The 23,050-nt window shown below is 47.5% G+C and carries 25 protein-coding genes, 1 tRNA gene and 1 riboswitch; of the genes, 10 read left to right on the plus strand and 16 right to left on the minus strand.

Going from position 1 to position 23,050, the window contains the following annotated elements; genetic code table 11:
* Positions 1–85: 85 nt before the first annotated feature.
* Positions 86–535, minus strand: a complete 450-nt coding sequence (locus IQE94_RS13140) for a DUF4278 domain-containing protein (RefSeq protein WP_212721128.1) — start codon at positions 533–535, stop codon at positions 86–88.
* 33 nt (positions 536–568) lie between these two features.
* Positions 569–630: riboswitch (Glutamine riboswitch) on the minus strand.
* 322 nt (positions 631–952) lie between these two features.
* Here IQE94_RS13140 and IQE94_RS13145 point away from each other — a divergent pair.
* Entirely contained in the window at positions 953–1,849 is an 897-nt protein-coding gene (locus tag IQE94_RS13145; RefSeq protein ID WP_212721126.1) for a ParA family protein, read from the plus strand.
* A 105-nt stretch (positions 1,850–1,954) separates the two neighbouring features.
* Here the strand turns inward: IQE94_RS13145 and IQE94_RS13150 are convergent, their stop codons facing one another.
* The 5 genes from IQE94_RS13150 to IQE94_RS13165 all read right to left on the minus strand — a co-directional run bounded on the left by IQE94_RS13150 (position 1,955) and on the right by IQE94_RS13165 (position 6,241).
* The gene (locus IQE94_RS13150; RefSeq protein ID WP_212721125.1) at positions 1,955–3,610 is read right to left on the minus strand and encodes a mechanosensitive ion channel; all 1,656 of its coding nucleotides are present in this window, start codon (positions 3,608–3,610) and stop codon (positions 1,955–1,957) included.
* Positions 3,611–3,842: 232 nt separating this feature from the next.
* Complete coding sequence (locus IQE94_RS13155; RefSeq protein ID WP_212721123.1) at positions 3,843–4,271, minus strand: Hsp20/alpha crystallin family protein; 429 nt, start codon at positions 4,269–4,271, stop codon at positions 3,843–3,845.
* A gap of 265 nt (positions 4,272–4,536) precedes the next feature.
* The gene (gene ccsB / locus IQE94_RS13160) at positions 4,537–5,541 is read right to left on the minus strand and encodes a c-type cytochrome biogenesis protein CcsB (RefSeq protein ID WP_212721121.1); all 1,005 of its coding nucleotides are present in this window, start codon (positions 5,539–5,541) and stop codon (positions 4,537–4,539) included.
* A 46-nt stretch (positions 5,542–5,587) separates the two neighbouring features.
* Entirely contained in the window at positions 5,588–5,722 is a 135-nt protein-coding gene (locus IQE94_RS18670; protein WP_255611293.1) for a hypothetical protein, read from the minus strand.
* Positions 5,723–5,833: 111 nt separating this feature from the next.
* Complete coding sequence (locus IQE94_RS13165; RefSeq protein ID WP_223342100.1) at positions 5,834–6,241, minus strand: winged helix-turn-helix transcriptional regulator; 408 nt, start codon at positions 6,239–6,241, stop codon at positions 5,834–5,836.
* A gap of 255 nt (positions 6,242–6,496) precedes the next feature.
* Between IQE94_RS13165 and lipA the strand changes: the two genes are divergently transcribed.
* Positions 6,497–7,366, plus strand: coding sequence for a lipoyl synthase (gene lipA, locus IQE94_RS13170; RefSeq protein ID WP_212721117.1), 870 nt, complete (start codon positions 6,497–6,499; stop codon positions 7,364–7,366).
* Positions 7,367–7,377: 11 nt separating this feature from the next.
* Here the strand turns inward: lipA and IQE94_RS13175 are convergent, their stop codons facing one another.
* The 3 genes from IQE94_RS13175 to IQE94_RS13185 form a co-directional block, all read right to left on the minus strand.
* Positions 7,378–7,995 carry an acyl transferase gene (locus tag IQE94_RS13175; protein WP_212721115.1) on the minus strand — a complete coding sequence of 206 codons (618 nt, stop codon included), beginning with the start codon at positions 7,993–7,995 and terminating at the stop codon, positions 7,378–7,380.
* 231 nt (positions 7,996–8,226) lie between these two features.
* The gene (locus IQE94_RS13180) at positions 8,227–8,967 is read right to left on the minus strand and encodes a sterol desaturase family protein (protein ID WP_212721114.1); all 741 of its coding nucleotides are present in this window, start codon (positions 8,965–8,967) and stop codon (positions 8,227–8,229) included.
* Between the two features lie 54 nt (positions 8,968–9,021).
* Entirely contained in the window at positions 9,022–9,351 is a 330-nt protein-coding gene (locus IQE94_RS13185) for a DUF565 domain-containing protein (RefSeq protein WP_212721113.1), read from the minus strand.
* A 74-nt stretch (positions 9,352–9,425) separates the two neighbouring features.
* On the opposite strand from IQE94_RS13185, the gene IQE94_RS13190 reads away from it, so the two are divergent.
* The 4 genes from IQE94_RS13190 to IQE94_RS13205 all read left to right on the plus strand — a co-directional run bounded on the left by IQE94_RS13190 (position 9,426) and on the right by IQE94_RS13205 (position 11,591).
* Positions 9,426–10,274 (plus strand): NnrU family protein, encoded by an 849-nt coding sequence (locus tag IQE94_RS13190; protein WP_370630477.1) that lies wholly within the window; start codon positions 9,426–9,428, stop codon positions 10,272–10,274.
* Between the two features lie 92 nt (positions 10,275–10,366).
* Complete coding sequence (locus IQE94_RS13195; protein ID WP_194017234.1) at positions 10,367–10,816, plus strand: YlqD family protein; 450 nt, start codon at positions 10,367–10,369, stop codon at positions 10,814–10,816.
* 161 nt (positions 10,817–10,977) lie between these two features.
* The gene (gene psaM, locus IQE94_RS13200; protein ID WP_010871633.1) at positions 10,978–11,073 is read left to right on the plus strand and encodes a photosystem I reaction center subunit XII; all 96 of its coding nucleotides are present in this window, start codon (positions 10,978–10,980) and stop codon (positions 11,071–11,073) included.
* A gap of 140 nt (positions 11,074–11,213) precedes the next feature.
* Positions 11,214–11,591, plus strand: coding sequence for a hypothetical protein (locus tag IQE94_RS13205; protein WP_212721111.1), 378 nt, complete (start codon positions 11,214–11,216; stop codon positions 11,589–11,591).
* Positions 11,592–11,602: 11 nt separating this feature from the next.
* On the opposite strand, the gene lpxC is transcribed toward IQE94_RS13205, so the two are convergent.
* The 4 genes from lpxC to IQE94_RS13225 form a co-directional block, all read right to left on the minus strand.
* Positions 11,603–12,433: a UDP-3-O-acyl-N-acetylglucosamine deacetylase gene (lpxC, locus tag IQE94_RS13210; RefSeq protein WP_212721102.1), complete on the minus strand. Its 831-nt coding sequence runs from the start codon at positions 12,431–12,433 to the stop codon at positions 11,603–11,605.
* Between the two features lie 397 nt (positions 12,434–12,830).
* Positions 12,831–13,064: a type II toxin-antitoxin system BrnA family antitoxin gene (brnA, locus tag IQE94_RS13215; RefSeq protein ID WP_212721099.1), complete on the minus strand. Its 234-nt coding sequence runs from the start codon at positions 13,062–13,064 to the stop codon at positions 12,831–12,833.
* The gene (locus IQE94_RS13220) at positions 13,054–13,323 is read right to left on the minus strand and encodes a BrnT family toxin (RefSeq protein WP_212721097.1); all 270 of its coding nucleotides are present in this window, start codon (positions 13,321–13,323) and stop codon (positions 13,054–13,056) included. The genes brnA and IQE94_RS13220 overlap by 11 nt, the downstream gene beginning before the upstream one ends.
* A gap of 147 nt (positions 13,324–13,470) precedes the next feature.
* Entirely contained in the window at positions 13,471–14,001 is a 531-nt protein-coding gene (locus tag IQE94_RS13225) for an alpha/beta hydrolase (RefSeq protein WP_223342101.1), read from the minus strand.
* Between the two features lie 59 nt (positions 14,002–14,060).
* Between IQE94_RS13225 and IQE94_RS13230 the strand changes: the two genes are divergently transcribed.
* The 4 genes from IQE94_RS13230 to IQE94_RS13245 all read left to right on the plus strand — a co-directional run bounded on the left by IQE94_RS13230 (position 14,061) and on the right by IQE94_RS13245 (position 20,540).
* Positions 14,061–15,389 (plus strand): hypothetical protein, encoded by a 1,329-nt coding sequence (locus IQE94_RS13230; RefSeq protein ID WP_223342102.1) that lies wholly within the window; start codon positions 14,061–14,063, stop codon positions 15,387–15,389.
* Positions 15,390–15,543: 154 nt separating this feature from the next.
* Positions 15,544–17,394, plus strand: coding sequence for an ATP-dependent zinc metalloprotease FtsH3 (gene ftsH3, locus IQE94_RS13235; RefSeq protein ID WP_212721091.1), 1,851 nt, complete (start codon positions 15,544–15,546; stop codon positions 17,392–17,394).
* A gap of 195 nt (positions 17,395–17,589) precedes the next feature.
* Positions 17,590–17,660, plus strand: a tRNA-Gly gene (locus IQE94_RS13240).
* 201 nt (positions 17,661–17,861) lie between these two features.
* Positions 17,862–20,540, plus strand: coding sequence for a fimbria/pilus outer membrane usher protein (locus tag IQE94_RS13245; protein WP_223342103.1), 2,679 nt, complete (start codon positions 17,862–17,864; stop codon positions 20,538–20,540).
* A 60-nt stretch (positions 20,541–20,600) separates the two neighbouring features.
* On the opposite strand, the gene IQE94_RS13250 is transcribed toward IQE94_RS13245, so the two are convergent.
* The 3 genes from IQE94_RS13250 to IQE94_RS13260 all read right to left on the minus strand — a co-directional run bounded on the left by IQE94_RS13250 (position 20,601) and on the right by IQE94_RS13260 (position 22,947).
* On the minus strand, positions 20,601–21,059 hold the full coding sequence (locus IQE94_RS13250; RefSeq protein WP_223342104.1) for a hypothetical protein: 459 nt from the start codon (positions 21,057–21,059) through the stop codon (positions 20,601–20,603).
* Between the two features lie 86 nt (positions 21,060–21,145).
* Positions 21,146–21,721, minus strand: coding sequence for a Uma2 family endonuclease (locus tag IQE94_RS13255; protein WP_223342105.1), 576 nt, complete (start codon positions 21,719–21,721; stop codon positions 21,146–21,148).
* Between the two features lie 41 nt (positions 21,722–21,762).
* Positions 21,763–22,947, minus strand: a complete 1,185-nt coding sequence (locus tag IQE94_RS13260; protein WP_223342106.1) for an aspartate aminotransferase — start codon at positions 22,945–22,947, stop codon at positions 21,763–21,765.
* Between the last annotated feature and the right edge of the window lie 103 nt (positions 22,948–23,050).

Consider the following 23,050-nt stretch of genomic DNA (forward strand, 5'->3'; position numbering starts at 1 on the left):
TAGTGCTCAAGGGGGAAATAGGATAATTGAGGCGACTAATTAGTAGGTAAGAATAACTAACTTAGGGCCGGAAAGTCAAATCAAACTAGCTCATGGCCACGCCTTGACTGGCATAGTCGGAACGAAAATTCGCCAAAACTTTACCTTGGATGCGGACAGCACTGTTAACAGCTTGGTTCGTATTCAAACCAATTTCCTCGGCTAAACGTACCAACAAAGATTGCTGGCGTTTTTTAATAGCCTGGGTTTTGCTGTGCAGACGGGCCCGGACCCGATCTTGGAAAGAAATTTGGCTGGGGGCCGCAGCGACTTCCACTTTTTTGCTGGCAGTGTACAGTTCGGGCTGTAAATCCCGAGCGGGGTTAAAGGAAACTCCCCGATAGGTTAAATTGACATTGGGCTGAATAACGTTTTTGGCAGTGGTGCGGCGGAAACGATAGTCCAAACCACGGTAACTGCCGACTAGACCCAAAACTTCGGTTTCCACTTTGGGGGGATTGTAGTCGTAACTGACTCCACGGTAACTTAATTGCATAGTGCGCTCCTAATTGTTGTTGAAGGTAGAGGAGGCGCGTTCCTTCAGGAATATATCCCTACTTCCGTCTTCTTCAAAAAGAGAAGATGAACGATTTACTTTCTGTATCCATTTTTACGTTTTTGCGAAATCATGTCAAGGTTTACCCTGTTAAGTGAGCATTTCTTAACATTTATTTAAGGGCTGTCCACAGCAGAACAAAGAGCCATTGGCGCAGATTTGGCCCAACTTCATCTTCCTTCTGACGGCTCGGTCTGGCATGGCTTTCCCCGATGGGATCGATGGAATCCATTGACTTTTTATTTGATTATTGAGCTGGAACCTAAGACCGGGAGTGCTCTGTCTGCTAGAAGGGTTACCTACCATAGTCCCCCTTGCCTGTAACATTGCCAAAGTTTTTCATTACTCCTATTGCCCATGGCCAAAATCATCAGCACCGTCAATATGAAGGGAGGAGTCGGCAAGACTACTTTGACCGTTAACTTAGCCACCTGTCTGGCCAAATATTTTCAAAAACGGGTTTTGGTGCTGGACTTGGATTCTCAAATTAGTGCCACCCTCAGTTTGATGGCGCCCCATGAGTTCGCCGGTATTCGCAAAAAAGGTAAAACCCTCAGTTATTTGTTGGGCAATGCCATCCAGCCCAATCCTTACAGTAAGTTGGACATTTTTGACATTATCTGCCCGGAAATCTGCGGCATTGAGGGTTTGGAATTGCTACCGGGAGACATTGAACTTTACGATGAATATCTGGTGTCAGAAAAGCTCCACCAAGCGGCGATCGCCACGGAAAATCCGAACTTTGAGACGGTGTGGAATAAGTTTGAGGGGACGTTGATCAAGGAAATGTTGGCGCCGGTGCTAGAAGAATACGATTTTGTCATCCTCGACTGTGCCCCTGGCTATAATCTGCTGACCCGCAGTGGCATTGCGGCCAGTGACTTTTATCTGTTGCCGGCCCGCCCGGAACCTTTATCGGTGGTGGGGATGCAGTTACTAGAAAGAAGAATTGAAAAACTGAAAGAAAGCCATAAAGCGTCCGATGATCCCCTGAACATCAACCTAATTGGAGTGGTATTCATCCTGTCCGGTGGCGGCTTGATGAGTCGTTACTATAACCAAGTAATGCGACGGGTGCAAACGGATTTTACCCCAGGACAACTTTTTCAGCAGTCTATCCCCATGGATGTCAATGTGGCCAAGGCCGTGGATAGTTTTATGCCGGTGGTTACGTCTATGCCCAATACGGCGGGCTCTAAAGCTTTTATTAAATTAACCCAGGAATTTTTGCAGAAAGTGGAAGCTTTTGGCTAAAAAAAAGTCCCCATTATTATCTAACAGGGACTAAATAAGCACTAACTTATTGATTTTTGCCAACCCCAGACTGCCCATAGCAATTTAGGGGCCAGTGGGCTTCGGCTACTTGTCTTCATCAAAGGAATCCAGCCATTGACGAAGTTTTTCCCCGGCAACTTCCCGACCCCCAAGCCCAAACGCTAAGGCGATCGCCACGGCAATACCACCAGTCAAAAGACCAAAGGCTAAATTAACAATATTGGGGGCAATGCCCATTTGTTGCAGAGCCATGGCCGAAACCAATACCAGAATGGAAATACGGGCGGTGTGGCCAAGTAAGCGGGATTGATGGGTGCCGGTGCTGGTAATTAACTTAAACGCCAAATTGGCCAGATAGAGACCAAAGGTGAAAATTACCAAGCCAATTAACACCTGGGCCGCCACCTGGAGAATGACCCCCATCACCGTGGTGAGGGCGGCAATTTGCAGAATATCCACCGCCGTTAGGGTCGCCACTAACATGATGCCCACTAGGACGATGATGCCCCCCAACTGGGAGGGAGTTTTCAATGCCACGCCAGTGGGAAGGTTTGCCTTAGGTTCCCCCTCCACTTCAACGGATTGGTCAACGGAATCCTGAGGACTATTGAGATTAAAGCCAAGCAGTTCAAAGAGATTGTCAAAACCAATGGAACTCAACAGGCTACTAACTAGGTTAGCAACGTACTGCCCCGCCACAAAGGCTAAAACCATGACCACACTGGCGGCAAAAAGTTTGGGTAACAAAGCCATTACCTGGTCAAGCATGGCGGTGGCTGGCTCAGAAATGGCGTTAATCTGTAATGCATCCAGGGCTGTGATGGCCACCGGAATCAAGATTAGTACATAAACAAAAACACCGAGAATATCGGCCAAATTTTGGCGACCTTCTCCCCCCCGCAGTCCGAAACGCTCTCCTAAACTATCAATGCCGATGCCATCGGCCAAATTAGTAACCACTTGACTGACAATTTTGGCCACCACCCAGCCCACGGTGCCGATAATGACTGCGCCGAGGACGTTGGGCAGTACCAGTAGGATTTGGTCTAACAATCCCTGCACTGGCTCTAAAGTTCCCTGTAATCCCAAGGTGTTGAGAATGGAAGGTAGGAACAATAGAAAAATAAACCAGTACAGGGCATTGCCGATGGTTTCCCCCAAGTTATTGGCGGCGTTGGTGGCTTTTTCTGAGTCATCGTCCTCGGATGTCAGGCCCAGTTTTTGGGATAAACCCGATTCTCCCAGGGCCTTGCTGGAAACAAGCTTAACCAAAGTGGCGATCGCCCAGGCCAAGGCACCTAAAATTAAAGCCCCAATAATTCTTGGGAAGAAAACAGTAATTTGTTCAAGCAGACCGTTCAAAGGTTCCGATACTGCTTCTAGATCCAGAGCATTAAAAAAAGCTACTAGGGTGAATAGGAGCACAATCCAAAAAGCAAAGTCTCCCAACCATCGCTCCACAGGGGGAGTTTTGGCTTCGTCGCTATCGAGAAATTTAGCGGCAAGGATATTGTCCAAATGGGTTTTTTGGAATGCTTTGGTGGTAATACTTCTGCAGATATTGGCCACCAACCAACCGACAATTAGGATTACCAGGGCTTTACCCAAGCCAATTAGGGATTCCGTTAGATTCTCTCCGGCTACACCGACAATATTTGCCGTATCACCGGCAATTTGACTCAGCAATGGTGCTGTCTTGGAGAGTATTGGAAGTTCCAGAAAAATTCCTGATCTAAACATTTTCTATTAAAAATTAAGGCTAACAAGTCCCTTGGATAATATCTAAATATTTAAAACAAGACAAATTTTAAGTTAAGAAAAATTAATTTTATCAATTCAATTAAATTAATCAATATACAGTAACTTTATTAATTGTGTTCTTATAAAGAAAGAAAAAAATCCCCCAATCCCTAGGGAAAGGAGGTTTTAGAAATCTCAGATAGTGATTGCCCCAGCCAGGGGAATGACACTATTAACACAATTGAACTTTCACTACTTTATTTTTTGCTTCTTCCACTTTGGGTAAAGTGAGAGTTAAGATGCCAGCATCATAGTTAGCTTTAACTTCTGAATTTTGGATGGCCCCGGGCACGGGAATGACCCGGTGAAAACTGCCATAGCGAAACTCGGTACGCCGCACACCATCTTTTTCAGTGCTGTGGGTATCTTGGCGATCGCCGCTGACGGTCACCGCATCCCTAGTGGCTTGGATGTCTAAATTATCGGGGCTAATGCCGGGCAATTCGAGCTTGAGCACATAGGCTTCTTCGGTTTCAGTTAATTCTGCTTTAGGGTTAAATCCTTGGCGCTCCGAGGGCACAAAAACCTCATCAAACAGTTGGTTCATTTGCTTTTGGAAGCTATCCATTTCCCGCAGGGGATTGTAAAGAATGAGAGACATAATGTTAACTCCTAGTGTATGGGAGGGGTTGATTAACCTTTGATGGTTCCATCTTAAAATTTCCCCTCCTAGGATAGATTCGGTTTCCAGGAAAGACATTGGGGGGATTGCCGAAATTCCACTTCTGACCGCAATTTTTATCAAAAAAAAGATGTGCTTGCACACATCCTTAGGTAAATATTTGAACAGCAGACAACACAGTAAGGAAAACAGGACTGGCATCGCCCTAAAGATTTTTGGATGGTAGGCCTAGATTGTAAAAGAATTACAAAAACCAACCGTAGGAATGGAGACCTTTACCCAATAAATTGACGCCCAGATAACAAATCCAGACCACCGTAAAACCGCTGGCGGCCAAAATAGCGGGTTTGCGGCCCTGCCAACCTTTGGTGATGCGGGCGTGGAGATAGGCGGCAAACACTAACCAGGTGATTAACGCCCAGGTTTCCTTGGGATCCCAACTCCAGTAGGAACCCCAAGCTTCGTTGGCCCAGACGGCTCCGGCAATAATGCCAATGGTGAGGAGGGGAAAGCCCAGGCCAATAATACGGTAACTAATATTGTCCAAGGTGTCTGCCAGGGTAAGCAGTTGGGGAGAAAGGGTGATGGTGGGGGGGGAGGTAGTTTTTTCCAGCACCGCCACATTGCCAGAGTTACCGTTTACCCCTTCTAGGGCGGGACTTAGACCACTCAAGGCATTGAGGTTATTGCCTTTCACCAATCCTTGCCGGAATCCCCCTGTACCAACGGAACTACCCCGGAGCTCCACCGCCTGACCCCTGGTGACAAACAAAAAGGCGATCGCCAATAGGGAGCCCACCATGAGGGTGGCATAGCTGACCATCATCACACTGACGTGCATCATCAGCCAGTTAGATTTCAGCGCCGGTACGAGGGGAGCAGACTGTTGCATGTCCACCGGCAAGGTTAAGGCGGCAAAAGCTACAATGCCCAAGGCGATCGGACTGGTGACCGCCCCGACAAAACGGCTCTGGCTCATGCGCTCAGCAATGAAATGGACCGCCGTAATGCCCCAGGCCAGGAAAAATAGAGATTCGTAAAGATTACTAATGGGAAAATAGCCCGCTTCTAGCCACCGAGCCCCCAACAGAGCCGTAATAGTCAAATTGGCGATCGCCATGGCCCCACTAGCCCCCTGCACTAACCATGGTTTGGGAAATACCACCGCCACCCAGTAGGCAAACATGGTCAGCAAAAGCACAAGGAAGGCAGTATTGTCTAAAAAATTTTCCAGGCTGACTAGATTCATGGCGATGCACTCTAAACAAGATTAAGCGAATGGGCTTTTTAATATCCTAGCGGCTGTTGAGTTCCCGGCAACGGCGATCGCCAGTCTGGTATTTGCTTGGGCCACCACCATCTAGGTTGGGTCTAACAAGGGTTTCCATCTCCCTAGCTCCTAGCAATGCCCAGAGGGGACAAAATTTCATCGTTTGGTCATGGTTGGAGTGGGAAAATTGACTTAACTAATGAGAGGAAGCAAGCAGAAATTCCAGTCATCATGCAGAGTTGGCCCAGGAGCGAAAACATTGCAGGGGGTGTTAGTTTGCCCCTTCGCCGGTCACAATGCTACATTCACAAGATTCCTGCTCTAGCCAGTCGGAGCCCAGTTTGTGCATAGCGATCAGCACTGGCTGAATTTCCCTACCCCTAGCAGTAAGAGAATACTCCACCCTGGGGGGGATTTCTGGATACACATCCCGATTGATAATGCCATGGGTTTCCAGTTGCCTGAGTCTTAGGGTCAGGGTTTTAGTACTGCAACCGGGTAAAGCATCCAACAACTGGCCCGTGCGTCGTTGTCCCTTGAACAGTTCCCGCAACACCAAAATCGACCATTTATTGTCCAGTAAATCCACCACATGCTGAATGGGGCAAATATGTCCGGTTTCAAAACAGGGATCAGCATTGGCTTGTGTCATGGCGGTATGGGAGAAAATCTTGTCCATCAACCATTCTAACTTTTAGGGTTGGCTTGCTTAGAGAACATCAGGAGATAAATTTCCCGGTAGACCCAGGTATTTTCAGGGTTTCGTGCCTTGACCATGAATAGAGAAATGGAACAAAGTTTTCAACCATCAATCCAGATTTCCCCGTTTGTCTGGGTCAGTGGAACAGGACTCTTCCCTTGTCCCCCAGGTGCAGAGAAAGGCCGTTAAGAATTTTTGGTACAATCGGATCTCCCATAGCAGGAGAGATTGGACGTGACCGTCAAACCGGATTGGCTCCGAGTCAAAGCGCCCCAATGGCAGAGGGTGGGCAGTGTTAAGGATATTCTACGGGATTTGCAATTAAACACCGTATGTGAAGAAGCTTCCTGTCCCAACATTGGCGAGTGTTTTCAGGCCGGGACGGCGACTTTTTTGATTATGGGTCCTGCTTGCACAAGGGCTTGTCCCTATTGTGATATTGATTTTGAGAAGCGTCCCCAGCCCCTGGACCCGACGGAACCGGAAAGATTAGCGGCTGCGGTGAAAAGACTAAATCTCAAGCATGTGGTGATTACTGCGGTTAATCGGGATGATTTACCCGATGGGGGAGCCTCCCAGTTTGTTCGTTGCATAGAAGCGACCCGCAAAATTTCTCCAGGCACCACCATTGAGGTTTTGATTCCAGATTTGTGCGGCAATTGGCAGGCCTTGGCAACATTGTTAGAAGCAGCTCCAGAGGTGTTAAATCACAATATGGAAACAGTGCCCCGACTTTATAAACGGGTGCGGCCCCAGGCAGATTATGGTCAATCCCTGGAGTTATTCAACCAAGCTAAGCAAATCTTGCCCAAGGTTTACACTAAATCCGGCATTATGGTGGGGCTGGGGGAAACAGACACCGAAGTACGACAGGTAATGGAAGAACTGCGAGGGGTAGACTGCGATATTTTAACTATTGGTCAGTATTTACAACCTAGCCAAAAACATTTGGGAGTTCAGGAATTTGTCACTCCGGATCAATTCGATGCTTGGCGAGTTTACGGTGAGTCCATTGGCTTTTTGCAGGTGGTGGCTTCCCCTTTGACTCGCAGTTCCTACCATGCAGAACAGGTGCAAACTTTGATGGCCCGTTTCCCCCGTTAGGCCGCCGTGATTTATTTTTTGGAGCCAATCTTTTGCCGTGGAAAAATCTTTTTGCCAAAGGGAATATAACTTCCATCGGCGATCACCACTCCAGGGCCAAGACCTACCCCCGCACTGATAAAAACATTGTTACCAATTGTGATCCGTTCAACATAAAGCAGGAGATTATGCCGTTTTGGCTTGATGGCGTGGCCCACGAAAGTAACTCGATGACCAAATATCACTCGGTCGCCAATGTGTAGCATTCCCCGGTCCAGGATTTGTATGCTGGGAGTCCAGAGTACGTTTTTCCCGATGATGGAACCCCATAACCGGAGCCAAAGAGAAAATAAACCTGGGACAAAGTGCAGTAATCTTTCGAGGGCCGGAAAGGTGTTATAAATCAGTTGGATTTGATAGGTTCCCCACCAAGGAACATAATTTCTTCCCACCAAATAACTAAGTCCCGGTTGTAGAGGATAAAAGAGTTGGTGAATTCGATAGGTTAGCAAGGGCAAACCGTAAATAATTAACACTAGCAATAGTAGCCACCACCAAGCCTGAGTCATGACCAAGAAAATGGCACAAGTAAAGGCTAAAGTAACTACTAAGCCTGGAAATAATGCCAGGAGTTTACTCAACAAAGTCATGGCAGTTTAAAATAAATTAAATTGGATGGCGACACTTCTGAGTTTTTGGGGGAGTGATCATAAAATTTTTCCTAGAGTAGCTAACATCCTTGATTTTTTGTTTCCAACAACCTAGTTTACAAAAAATTTTATCATTCCCAGTTTTTTAGTTTGAGAAACTTGAATTTTGATTATTAAGGATGTTTTTAGATATTATTTTTTTGTAGAATTGAATTATTTTTCACTCCATTTTCAAGCAAATGGCCAAAAAAGTTGTTGCCATAAAGCTAAGTGTAGTTTAATACCTATCTTAGGAAGTTGATCTATCTGGGAATGTGGCATATCTCCCAAATAAGTGCCGTGAATTTTATCCCAAAACTTTAAATTAGCGCCAAAATTCCCCTTACTAATTTGGTGATGATGTAGGCCGTGGTCTTGGGGCAAAATCAACCAATCATTTAAGTAATAGTGTAACAAAGAACCTTTATTTATATTCAGGGAACTGTGTCGCCATAAATCCAGCAAATAGGTGCAACTAATGGCCAAAATATATCCTCTAGCATCCTGCAACGAATAAATTATGAGGCTATTTAACCAAACGTAGGGCAAAAATAAACTAGACCAGAGGGTATTGCGGGCACAGCTAACCAAATCCATTTGACTAACGGTGTGGTGGACTTGGTGAATGGGAAATAATAATTTACTGTGCAAGGCTCGATGGCTCCAGTAATAAACGTAATCAATGGCCACAAAGCCTAGTAAAAATTGCCATGCGGGAAACAGGTTAAAACTATGTTGCCACTGGGGAATAATAAGGGAATAAAATTTTATTACCAGTAACAATTGCAGCAGGGGAATAATTGCCCCCTGCACGGCTAAACCTGTGCCATCCAATAACCAGTCTTGCCAAGGTTTATTAATTAAAAATTGTCTTTGTTGGGGTTGTCGTAAACTGAAGGCAAAAAATAACCAAAAGCTAATCAATGATATCATTTGCCAAACCTAAATTGAATCTTTAAATTAAGCATGATTCTGTTACGAATATCTTTAAGAACCCAATTTGAAAGCTTCCAAAAATAAACTGTAAGAAACTCCCATTTTAAAAATATTGAATACGTCTGCCCGTATTTCTCCCATCTTCACCCCCCGGCGATAGAACCAACGGTTAGTAAATTCACAAAAAAGCAGAATAAAGGCGGCGCAAACTACGTCCCATTGGGCATTCTGACCGGCGGTGGTCGCTACGGCAGTCCCAACAAAAAAGCCTAATAAAAAGGCTAATAAACTTAGGGAAATACGCCGCCAGGGATTCCTGAAAAATTGAGCAAGTTGTTGGCCACGAACTTCAACGATGGTATTTAATCGGGTGCGCTGCATGGCAAATTACCTAGGGGGCGGGACGGTACAGAAACAGCAATACTCAATTCTAAGCCGTCTTTGGGCATAGGGGTGTGGGAAAATGTATTGTTTGTCAACTGTCACCGTTGGCGATCGCCGTTTCGCTGTTGGCCATTGACCCCGTACACTTTTCCATGGTTTTTGCCCCCTTTCCTCCGTTGAATCCTTTGGCCTTGTTTGATATTTCCTCCCCCTGGCCCTGGTTAACCCCTAGTCATGGCATTATTGCTGCCTATCTTTTGCTGTTTGCAATAGCTCATAGTGGCTTAGCGGCCCTACGACCCTGGGGGGAAAGCAAAATTGGCGCTAGGGGCTATCGAGTTTTATTTGCCCTGGTGAGTATTCCCCTGGCCACGGGTTTGATTATTTACTTTTTCAACCACCGCTATGACGGCCTCCAACTCTGGCAAGTGCAGGGAGTCACGGGAGTTAAACCCCTGGTATGGATTTTGTCTGCCCTCTCCTTTTTCTTTCTTTTCCCGGCCACTTTTAACCTCTTGGAAATTGCCGCTATCCAAAAGCCGGAAATTCACCTCTATGAAACAGGCATTATTCGCATTTGTCGCCATCCCCAAATGGTCGGCCAGGTAATCTGGTGTCTGGCCCATACGCTCTGGTTAGGAACCACTTTTACTTTGGTCACTAGTGTGGGGCTAATTGCCCACCATTGCTTTGCAGTCTGGCATGGCGATCGCCGTTGGTACCAGAAATATGGCGAGGCTTTTTTGCAGGTCAAGCAAAGAACTTCCATTATTCCCTTTCAAGCGATTTGGGAGGGAAAGCAGACCCTGGTGTGGCAGGAATTTATTAAACCAGCCTATGTGGGGGTAATGTGCTTCATTGCCCTGCTGTGGTGGGGCCATCCTTGGTTGATGGTAATGACTTCTAGGGTCAATTGGTAGGGCTTCTAGCTTGGTTTAACCGCACTGGGAAGATATTCTGGGGATGCACTGCAATGTAACCCTTTCCCTAGTTTTAGGTTTAATTCAATTTTATGGACGATACTAACAACACATTACTGCTCAAGCGTCCCGTCACCCTCAAGGTAATTGTTACCCCCCGCTGGAAAGAGGAAATGCAACAACAACTCCAAGCCCAGGTGGGTCAGATGGATAATCAGGTGCAACAACTTGATGCCCAAAGTCAACGGGCGATCGCCGAAATCAAAAAACAAAGCTTGGTGCCCCTGCCTGCCAATGTCAGCCAGCAAATTGAAAATATTCAAATGCAGGTCAATCAACAAAAGAGCGAAATCCTTGAGCAGAAAAACCAAGCCTTGCAACAAATGCAACAGGTGCAGTTATTAGAACTCAACCAGGAAGTGATCCAGGGGCAGATGGAGAGCTTTTTCCGCCTCCAAAAAGGGGATAACCTGGTGCAAAAAATGGGGGTGGAGTTGGTGCTCCGGGATGGCGTGGTGGAGGAAATCCGGGGAGAACTCTAGCCTAAAACTAGGTTATTCAGTTGGCCACCCTGGGGATAGGATTTGGGCAAATATCGAGTTTTCTAAAGACTTGTAACAACTTGTTTCCCAAAACTGCCCCCATATTGCAAAGTGTTGTTAATGTTTCTCACGATCTGTTTTTATCTAGGAGTTAACTATCCATGGCATTATCTGACACCCAAATTTTGGCAGCCTTAGTGGTTGCTCTCCTGCCTGCTTTCCTCGCTTTCCGTCTCTCCACGGAACTTTATAAGTAGACCAACGTCGGCCGTATAATCCGATCCTTAGGGCGTGATTTCGTTGCGCCCTATTGATTTTTAGGGGAAATGCTGGCATCTTTAGAGTCCGGTGTGAGTTGTCAGACCTCTTGCTATCTCCGGCTCAAAAATTACCCGCCATGACTGCCCAAACGTTCAAATCCAGTAATCCCCGCCGTCCCCGTTCCAGAAGTCGTAAGCGCCCCGAACAAAAGTTTCAACCTGAACATAAGTGGCTAGTGTGGGAAATTCTTTTCAAGCTGGGCCTCAATGGTGTTTTTGTGGTGGTTTCCATTATGGCGATCGCCAGACTTTTGCCCCATCAACAAACCCAACAGAATAAACTCAACGAAATTCAAATGCAGGTAAAGGAAACGGAAGCCAGGGTTAAGCAACTCCGCAGTGACTTCCACCGTAGTTTTGACCCCAGCCAGAGCCGCAAAATTATGGAGGAATTAAGCCCCCGTCACAATCCCCAGCAACGCAAAATTATTTTGACAGAACCGAAAGCGCCCTAAATCGACCGTTTTTAACTGTAGGTGTCGGCAATTTTCTGCGCCAACTGGGTATGGAGTTTATGGCTAGCTTTATAGGCGACAAAATGGGCTTGGGGAATCTTTTCCAATAGACTTAAATCTCCCAGCAAATCCAAGAGCTTATGGCGCACCGGCTCATCGGGGAAGCGCAACGGGGGATTGAGCCATTTCTCTTTATCGCACACCAAAGCATTTTCCAAACTGCCCCCCTTAATTAGTCCGGCCTGGCGCAACTTTTCAATCTGATCCGCAAAGCCAAAAGTTCTGGCTGGGGCGATCGCCGTGGCAAATTTTTCCTGGGCCGGTTCCCAAGTGTACCACTGTTTACCAATGGGTAGATAGGGATAATCTACTCCGTAGCTGAAGCGGGTAGTTGCACAGGGAAAGGCCGCCACAAACGCATCCTCAAGTTGACAGGTCAAAGGGGTTGTAATCACAATGGGCTGCTCTTGCTTTTTCTTTGATTGGGGCCTGGTCCCCACCCTGGCGATCGCCGCTAACCAACTAAGGGCAGAACCATCCAGCAGAGGCACTTCCGGGCCGTTAACTTCAATGCGTAAATCACTAATGTCCAAGGCCACCAAGGTCGCAAGTAAATGTTCTACTGTCCTGATCGTTGCCCCGGGTTCCCCTAGCTCCGTTGAAAGCATGGCTTCCCGCACCCAGGTCAAATCCGCTGGAATAATGGGCTTTTTGGGCAAATCCACCCGCTGGAAATAACGACCCTTTCCCGCCGCCACTGGGCAAAGGGTAACGGTGGTTTCCACTCCAGAGTGCAGTCCAACTCCCTGGACAGTCAGAGGTGCTTTGATAGTGTGTCCCATGGCATTGCTCAAGATGGTTGATGGGGATACTATAGCTAGATTTAGACCACTTCAGTAAATTTAAACGATTTAAAAGCAAAAATACTAAACTAGCTGAGCTCACCGGCATTGCTATTGAGTAAGGACAGCCAATTGTGGCATTTTTGCTTGGTTGAATTAATATCTGGGAAAAGAAACTTTGTTTGCTCCATGCCACCTCAGAGGAAAATGTCTCCCTAGAGTGTTTGAACTGCATTAAAAAATCCTGGCAATATGGCGGAGTTTAAATTCGAATTCCTCTCAGAGTTGAGCCCCGGGAAGCTGTTTAAGTACGTTTGCAAGATGTTCTTAACACCAATAAAAATTTTCATCCAATATCCCAACAACCTACATTTACACAAAACCTTAGATTGCTTACTTAAAATGAGGCTGACAATTTCTCTTCAATCCATTTTTTTAGCATTATATTCAATGGGAGGTTGATCCGTTGACTCTCTGCCTTTAATGCGAGAATAGTGGACGGCGGCAATGTCAGTGCAACAATTTCTTCTTCGTCTTCGTTATCATTCCCCCTTTGAATTCGGGATAAATCCAAGTATTCAAGAATTGATTCTCCTGCGTCAAACTTACGATCAAAATTCTCAGCCTTCATAGAGCTTTACCTCCTCTTTTCTGGAACAACTAACTGAAATAATCCGAATTCTTTCACTACGATAAGTAATCACCACTGACCAGTGCTTATCCTCGATTATACCAACTACAACAAAGCGAGGCTCATCATTGGTACGGGCTGAAATCTGAATTCTTTGATTGTCTGACCACAAAAATTGAGCTTCAGTAAAGCTTATTCCATGCTTGATCTTATTAGATTGGCTTTTTCGAGGATCAAATTCAGATCGTGGCCCACTCATTTGCCTAAATCATTAACAAATAAGACATTAAGTCATAAAAATACACTAGCCCTGGCCAAGTTAGGCAGAAAATAAGAAAAATTAAACCAAAGCAGAGGTATCTACAGGTATTAGAGATTTGAGGAAATGGTAAAAGTCAGAGTTCGATTAAAAAGGCAAACGACCCAACATGGCTGTCAACCCTTCCACCTGCTGGTACAGTTCCATTAGACGATCGCCGTTGACATGGAGTTCTGGGGTGGGATAATTTTCCAGCACTTCGATGAGCCGTACCTGATTATCTTTCTCTGCAGAAGTAATAATGGCTCCCCGCAGGGCTTCTTTATTGTCCCGCTTGGAAGGGGTGTGGATTACCTGACCGACCTGATTGAGCACATATTCTCCGGCAAAACTGTTAAGTACTCGGGAGAGGGTAACCGGATCTGCCTGAAACGGTTGATTGAGCCAACCCCGCAATTCTTCAGGATCCTTATTGGCCATTTTTAAATAGGCTTTGAGGGAGGAAGACACCTTTCCAGTGCGACTCAATTCCCCCAACTCTTCAATGGAGACCGATTCTCGGAAAACGCTATAGGTTAGCACCACCCGTTCCGCTGCGGCTAGGGGGAGAGCTCCAGCGCCGCATACCAAGCTAGCAAATATTAAGCCTAAACAAAAGTGAGGAAAACGCACATTCATAACCACTAAACCCACATATCGACAAAAAATCTTCTCTCTATACTAGAAGAATAATTTTAATGATTGTCACGTCCGAGGGCAGTGGAATGAGTGTCGCCTTTAATCCCCAAATTATGACCGCCGTGGAGCAGTTGGACTATGTGGTCACGGTGGGGGACGTGGCCAGCCAAGCGGGCCTAGAAATTAACCAAACCCAACAGGGGTTACTGACCTTGGCGTCGGAGGTGGAGGGCCATCTCCAAGTGGCGGAATCCGGCGAGATTGTGTTTGCTTTCCCCAAGCAATTCCGCAATATTCTCCGCAATAAATATTGGCGCTTGCGGTTTCAGAGTTGGCTCCAGAGCATTTGGCAGGTCTTGTTTTACCTGATCCGTATTTCCTTTGGTATTATCCTTATTCTTTCGATTCTGTTGATGTTGGTGGCCATTATTGCCATTGTCATTGCTGTCAATTCCAAATCTGATAATGATAACGATGGGGGCTTTAACTTTTCTGGGGGAAGCAATCGCAGTGGCGGTGGTGGTGGTGGAATATTTTTCTGGCCGGGGGATATTTTTTGGTTGCTCAGTCCCGATGGTGGGCGGCAAAAACGGGACAAGAAAAAGTCTGATAAAAATAAAAACGAGCTTAACTTCCTCGAAGCAATTTTTTCGTTTCTATTTGGGGATGGCGACCCCAATGAAGATTTGGAGGAAAAACGTTGGCAAACCCTGGGTAGTTTAATTCGCAATAACGGTGGGGCGATCGCCGCCGAACAGGCCGCCCCCTATTTGGATAATGTGACCAAGTTCAACCGGGAAAATGAGGACTACATGATTCCTGTCTTGGCCCGCTTTAATGGCTACCCCCAGGTTTCCCACAACGGTGAGCTAATTTACACTTTCCCCGATCTGCAAATCAGTGTCCAGGAGCGCCAATCCACCACCCTAGCTTCCTACCTGCGGGAAAAACCCTGGAAATTTAGTCAGGCTTCTGCGGGACAAAAAATAGCGGCGATCGCCTTAGGGGGAGTCAACCTAGTTTTGGCCTTGAGTTTGGGGGTCATGCTAAAAACCTACGGGGCTGAGCTTGATTTGGGAGAACTCGTTTATTTTATCCAGAGCATCTACGGCCTCCTGGTGGCCTATGCGGTGGGCTTCCTAGCCATTCCCTTGGTGAGGTACTTCTGGTTACAACAACGTAATCAAAAACTGGAACATCGCAACGGCGATCGGCAACAGCGGGCCAAACTTCTACAACCGCCCTCCCCCCCCCTCAAAGCTAAACTAGAATTTGCCCAAGATTGGGCCACCAGCACCGTCATCACCCAGGCGGACATCACCTACCGCACCGACCAGGATTCCCTGGAGCAGGAGTTTAAACGCTTTACCCCAACCCAGGGGGACTGACAGTAACATAGCCCGTACCCCTAGCATTTTTTCGGTACAGTGGCCAATTGTTTCTGAGAAGCGTTAACATAAGTTAACAACTGTTTATTCTCCACCACATCCATTGCTAGCTGGTGGAATATGATAACTACACTCACTATTGGAGAGTTCTAGCGTGAGCAAAAATAATAAAAAATGGCGTAACGCGGGCCTATATGCCTTGCTGTTGATTGTCGTTTTAGCGTTGGCATCGGCCTTTTTCGACCGTCCGACCCAAACTAGAGAAACCCTCAGCTACAGCGATTTCGTCAATCGGGTAGAAGCTAATCAGATCGAACGGGTTAACCTCAGCGCCGACCGGACCCAAGCCCAAGTGCCCAACCCCAGCGGTGGCCCTCCCTACTTGGTTAATCTGCCCAACGATCCAGACTTGATCAATATCCTCACCCAACACAACGTGGATATTGCCGTCCAGCCCCAGAGCGACGAAGGCTTCTGGTTCCGCATCGCCAGCACCCTATTTTTGCCCATCTTGCTCCTGGTGGGGATTTTCTTCCTCTTTCGCCGGGCCCAGAGTGGCCCTGGTTCCCAAGCCATGAACTTTGGTAAATCCAAAGCACGGGTGCAAATGGAACCCCAAACCCAAGTTACCTTCGGGGACGTGGCCGGCATTGAGCAAGCCAAACTAGAACTCACCGAAGTGGTGGACTTCCTGAAAAACGCCGACCGCTTTACCGAATTGGGAGCCAAGATTCCCAAAGGTGTGCTCCTGGTGGGCCCTCCCGGTACCGGTAAAACCCTTTTAGCCAAAGCCGTTGCGGGGGAAGCTGGAGTACCGTTCTTTTCCATCTCCGGCTCAGAATTTGTGGAAATGTTTGTCGGTGTGGGAGCCTCCCGGGTACGGGATTTATTTGAGCAAGCCAAAGCCAATGCTCCCTGTATTGTCTTCATCGATGAGATTGATGCCGTTGGTCGTCAACGGGGCGCGGGCCTCGGTGGTGGTAACGATGAGCGGGAACAGACTCTCAACCAGTTACTAACGGAAATGGACGGCTTTGAAGGCAACACTGGCATTATCATTGTCGCTGCCACTAACCGCCCCGACGTACTGGACTCCGCTTTGATGCGTCCCGGTCGTTTCGATCGTCAAGTGGTGGTAGACCGTCCTGACTATGCTGGCCGTCGAGAAATCCTCAATGTCCATGCCCGGGGCAAAACCCTTTCCCAAGATGTAGATTTGGATAAAATTGCCCGCCGTACCCCTGGTTTCACCGGTGCGGACCTTTCCAACTTGTTGAACGAAGCCGCTATTTTAGCCGCCCGTCGCAACTTGACCGAAATTTCCATGGACGAAGTCAACGATGCCATTGACCGGGTGTTGGCTGGTCCTGAGAAGAAAAATCGGGTAATGAGCGAAAAACGCAAAACCTTGGTGGCTTACCACGAAGCTGGCCACGCTTTGGTGGGAGCTTTGATGCCGGATTACGATCCAGTGCAAAAAATTAGCATCATTCCCCGGGGCCGGGCTGGTGGTTTAACCTGGTTCACCCCCAGTGAAGACCGCATGGAATCCGGTTTATACTCCCGCTCCTATCTGCAAAATCAGATGGCCGTTGCCCTGGGAGGCCGCATTGCCGAAGAAATTATTTTCGGCGAAGAAGAAGTCACCACCGGTGCTTCCAATGACCTCCAACAAGTTGCCCGCGTCGCCCGCCAGATGGTAACCCGTTTCGGCATGAGCGATCGCCTGGGCCCGGTAGCTTTGGGTCGTCAGGGTGGTGGGGTGTTCCTTGGTCGGGATATTGCCTCTGACCGGGACTTTTCCGATGAAACTGCCGCGGCGATCGATGAGGAAGTAAGTCAATTAGTAGACCAAGCCTATCAACGGGCCAAGCAGGTCTTGCTAGAGAACCGGGGTATTTTGGATCAACTGGCGGAAATGCTAGTCGAAAAAGAAACCGTCGATTCTGAAGAGTTGCAAACTCTCCTAGCCAGCAACAACGCCAAACTAGCTTTGCTCGTTTAGTGATTAAACTCCTCCAGCGAAACACTCAAGCTTAGGCGACCATATAGCCCCCTTTCTGAGCAATAGAGAGGGGGTTTTTGTTGAGGACTAAAATAACTCTAAACTTTCTCCCGCAGGCGGTGGAGGAAATTTCAAAATAGAAGACAACCATCTAGGCGGGGGCTCCCTAATGTTTTAAGATGGTGGAAGTCTTGCGCGGGTATAGTTTAGTGGTAAAACGAAAGCCTCCCATGCTTTAGTTGGGGGTTCGATTCCCCCTACCCGCTTTGTTTCTTGACAAAATTTTAATCGAAGCCCAAGATTTTTTCGGCAGGGTTATTCCCAAGCGGCTCTGGATTTGACGTGGTGCTTAGCCCACCACTTTGCTTTAAAAGGTGACTGGGGCAGTATTCCCCTCACATTTTGGCGATCGCCGTCCAGGGAAAACTTGCTTGGTAGACTTTGCTGACAGGCCCTAATCTAGGTCAATGGTGTTTCGATTCTACTCGACAGTACTAGCAATTATTTGGAGCAACGGCCTGATCGCTGTCTTCGGGCTAGTCCTAGCTCAGTCAGCCAGGGCAGAAACTTTTAGTGCCGATTTTCCCCCTCCCGATTCTGCTTTGGATTTATTGCTAGGACAGGGAACTCCCATAATGGAAACAGCCCCTCCAGGGCAGGGACCAACGGAGGAAGATAACCAGACCGTCACACCTTCTGAGCCTACACCAGCCAATCTGGGCAATGAAGATGATTTATTTGAACGGGTATTTGGTCGCCCCCGCCCCACTGGAGTGCAAAGACTAGTAGCACCATTTTTCATCAATGACCTGCAACAAGGGCAAATTGTGGTGTTTGTTTCCCTGGGAGGGAGCAGTAGCTTACAAATCACGGCTTCTACTTTGTTATCCAAAATGGAAGAGTATGCCAGACCTGATATACAAATAAGGTTGGCTGATTTGGTGGACAACAGTGGCAATTTAACCCTAGCGGCCCTGCAAAGTGTTGGTCTCGACGCCACTTTTAATGACCAGTTGCTAGAACTGAGGATTATTATTCCCCCCAATCTCCGTAAAACTATTGTTTATGGCTCCGGTAATTTACAACTTCCCCCAGGGGCCGCCACAGCCCTACGTCCCAGTAACTTCAGTGGTTTTGTCAACTTAATTGGGACCCAACCCTATGCCTGGGATGGCACCGGTGATTTGGGCCGCCAAGCCCTGAATTTGGGCGTAGAAGGGGCCCTTAATTATCAAGGCTGGGTTCTCGAAGGTAGTGCTAGTTTTGCTGAGCAGAGCAATAATCCCTGGACTCGCTCCGATATTCGTTTGGTGAAGGATGATCCGGATAATGCGGTCCGCTATGTTTTGGGTGATCTGTTTAGCACTGCCCGCAGTTATCAGTCCTTTGTGCCCATGGTGGGGTTTGCGATGTTTCGCAACTTCTCCCTCCAGCCCTATTTGACCACTAGGCCCACAGGGCAGTTTGAATTTTTGCTAGAAAGTCCAGCCAGGGTGGAAATTTTTGTCAATGGGCTCTTGCGACAAACTTTGCAATTACCGGCGGGGCCCCAGGATATTCGTAATTTTGGACTAAATACGGGTCTGAACAATGTGACGGTGAAAATAACCGACAGTGCGGGGCGGGTTGAGGAACTGTCTTTTTCGGCTCCCCTGGCGACGGATCTGTTGGAGGTGGGCTTGAATCAATTTGGCTTGGGGGTAGGGTTCCCAGCCTACACCACCAATGGAGTGCGTAGCTATGACACTTCCCGGCCCATTATTGGCGGCTTTTACCGGCAGGGTATTACTTCTACCCTAACTATGGGAGGTTATCTACAGGCGGCAGGTTCCCAACAGGTGATTGGCATCGAAGGCACTCTGGCCACTTCCGTGGGCAACTTTGGTTGGGATGCGGCCCTGGAGAATGATGGCAACGGTTTAGACCATGCGTTCCGACTACGGTATCAATTTTTGGCCCTGGGGGGGAACCAGGCCCGATTACCTAATTTTGGTTTGGAAGTGGAATATTTGGGTCCCTATTTTCAGCGTTTTGGCAGTTTTCCCATCGGTTTTACCCCGGACCCATTGGACTTTTTCGGCACTGCCACCAATGATATTTCCTGGTCTTTTGGAGCCAACTACAGTCAAACTTTAATCGATGGTTTGGGCATTAACCTCGGTTTGGGTTATCAGCTTGGTAGTTTCGGCCAGCCCAATGCCTACCGAGCGGCGATCGGTTTCACTACTAATTTGGGGAGGGGTTTACAAGTTAATTTGACCCTGAATAATCGCTTAGACCAGTCGGGACAAACAGAAACTCAGGTATTATTCAACTTTTTGCAAACCTCCCAGTTCCAATCCCTCACGGCCCGTAGTAACCTAAGCAGTCAACGGGAACAGGCCAGCACCCTGACTTGGACATCCCGTAGTCCCGCCCAATATAACAGCGTTAACACCACCGTTAATTTGAGCAACAATCCCAATCCGGGCTATTTTGGTACCGGCCTAGGGCTGACTTACCGGGGCTTTGTGGGGGATATTAACCTCAACCATGACTATGACCAGTCCAGTCATCGTACTAACTTAAATTTTGGTACGGCTTTGGTTTATGCTGATGGCCGCTTTGGCTGGAGCCGACCGGTGCGGGATAGTTTCGTCATTTTTAGCCGTAACCCCAATTTTGCCGATCAGCTAGTATTAATCAATCCTGGCTTATACGGTCCTGTGGCGGAAGCTAATTATGTCGGGCCCGGGGTAGTGCCGGATCTAAGCTCCTATACTTTAACCACAATGCGGGTGGACGCTCCTAATATGCCCCTTGGCTATGACTTGGGCAATGCCGTCTTTAATTTGTTGCCTAGCTATAAAAGTGGCACTTTAATCACAGTGGGTACGGAATCCACCGTGTTTTTGCGGGGGACTTTGGTGGATAAAGCGGGGGAACCCATTGCGCTTCAAGTGGGGCAAGTCAGGTCTTTATCCGATCCCAGTTGGTCGCCCTTGGAGTTGTTCACTAACCGGGCGGGACGATTTGCGCTGACAGGGCTGGGGCCAGGGGAGTATGAATTGCAATTGTTCAGTGATCCTCCCCGGACCATTCGCTTTGAGATTCCGGCCGATAAAACTGGTATTTATGACATGGGTACTGTGACTGTAGGAGATTAATACAATTTACGGTGTCTTGACTCCCATTATGGTCTCTCGTATTACCTCTTGATATTTGTCTTAAAAACCAGCTCTAATGTCCATTGCACCATTGTTATGGTCAATTTTAAACTCATTACCATATTCATCCAGATGAAAAAGATCCAGACTGGCGTCCGGTTGACCCTTTAGAAAATAATCGTTAGCTCCGGCTCCACCGATATCAAGCCAACCTTTAATGGTTTTACTAATGGGATCAAATCGGAATTGGAGGAAGTTATTACCCTTGGCCTGACCATTGCCGACGTTATCATAACTTGCTAATACTTGACCTTGATCATTAAGAATTTGCACTGTTAGTTCAGTTAAGTTTTGGAGTGTTTGCAATCCGGTTACCTGCACAATTTTTGTTGACTTGTCAGTAAATTCATCTGGGTAAGTCACATGGGCTCGAACTTGGTAACCCCCATCTCCCTGCCATAACAAATTTGCTTCTCCGGCGATCGCCTGGGCGGAAAAGCCCACGAGAGATATAAGCACAAAAATGGTAATTAAAAATGATTTAATCAATCGATGCAACATTGACAGCACTATTATTGCTTTAAAACTTAGGCAGTTAAGCCATGCTAAATTTTTAACCAATCAAACACCTCGGCGGCGGTAATGGACCAATTTTCAAGCTCAGCAAAAACGGTTAGGGATTCTTGAATTTCAGTTTCAGCTAAATACACCTGGGGTAGGCTGGCCGTGAAAACCGTAATGGATTTAGCCATAGGATCCACTAACCATGCCAATTCTGTGCCGGCTTTGAGAGAAAAAATAATTTTTTCCATCACCAGGGTGACTGACTGGTCCGGGGAAAGAATTTCTATAAGCCAATCCGGGGCACGATCAAATCGGTCGGATATCTCACCATCACTGTCTAAAGGTAGGTTTTGCCAACGGATTACTGCAATGTCTGGCACAATGGAGCGATCGCCAAAGGTACAACGAAGTTCCGGCAGAGCATAGGCAATTTTTTCGGGCTTCACTTGGGCATTGATAGCAACTGCTAACTCAAACTGGATTGTGCTGTGTTTACCTTTAGGCATAGGTTTCTGGGTAACAATGCCCCGGCAATATTCCTGGGCCGGTTTGGTTTCCGGCAGGGCCAAGAAGGATTCCAGGGAAAGGGTTGGTACTTTGGTGGCGGCTAAAACCATCTACTTTGCTCCCCAGGGGATTTGACCGTTAACTAATTGACTCAACTATAACGAATACCCGCCTGTTCAATGCGTTGTAAAGCTTCCCCGAGGCGATCGCTGTCGGCAATTAAACTTAGGCGGACGTAGCCTTCTCCCCCTTCTCCAAAGGCATTACCGGGGGTCATCACCACGCCGGTTTTTTCCAACACAGTAAGGGCAAAATCAGTGGAACTCATGCCCACCGGACAGGGAACCCAAAGATACATGGTGGCTTGGGAGGGAGTGATAGCCCAACCCAATTTACTTAAACCACTAATAACAAAATCCCGCCGTTCTTGGTAACGTTTTCTAACCACTTCAATATAACTTTCGGGTAAACTCAGGGCTGTTTCTGCCGCTTTTTGTACGACTCGGAAAATACCATAATCTAGGTTGGTTTTTAAGGTTCTCAAACCTTGGATAATTTCCTGGTTGCCCACCACAAAACCTACCCGCCAACCAGCCATATTATAGGTTTTAGAAAGGGTATGAAATTCCACACTAAAATCCTTGGCGCCGGGAATTTCTAGCAAGCTGGTGGGCTGATAACCGTCGAAGGCCAATTCCGCATAGCAGAGGTCATGGACCAGCATAATTTCGTAATGGCGGGCCCAGTCGGTCACCGCTTCGTAAAATTCCCTAGGAGCCGTGGCGGTGGTGGGATTGTTGGGATAGTTAAAGTAAAGAATTTTGGACTGGCGGGCGATCGCCTCAGGAATTTGGTCCAGTTGAATTAACCAGTTATCCTTTGCCGATAACATAATGGGATAAATTTTCGCCCCGGCAATCAAAGGCCCCCGGAAATGGGCGGGGTAGGAAGGAGTGGGCACTAGGACCAGGTCTCCTGGATTAACATAGGCCAAAGCTAAATGACCCAGGCCCTCTTTGGAGCCGATCAACGGTAACGCCTCGGAATCGGGGTCTAAATCCACTCCATATTGGCGGGCGTACCAGCGGGTAATGCTCTGACGAAAACTTTGGGTGCCTTCAAAGGGCGGATAACCGTGGGACTCAGCGTTTTCCAGCTCGGCGATCGCCGCTTCGATGATTGGTTGGGGGGCTTTGCCGTCGGGGTTGCCCATGCCCAAGTCAATTAAGTCCAGGCCTTGTTCCCTGGCCTTAGCTTTTAACTCATCTAGACGGGCAAAAACGTAGGGGGGTAAGGCTTGTAGGCGATCGGCGCGACTAATCCAATTCAGACTCATTACCAAGGCAATTTGGGGACGTAACCTCCCATTGTCGCATCGACCGGCACTGGTCTGATATCGACTCAGCAAAATTTTGGTTGGAATCGATGGCAACCATCAC

Origin of the sequence: Synechocystis sp. PCC 7339 (assembly GCF_019924095.1) — a bacterium.
Lineage (GTDB): Bacteria > Cyanobacteriota > Cyanobacteriia > Cyanobacteriales > Microcystaceae > Synechocystis.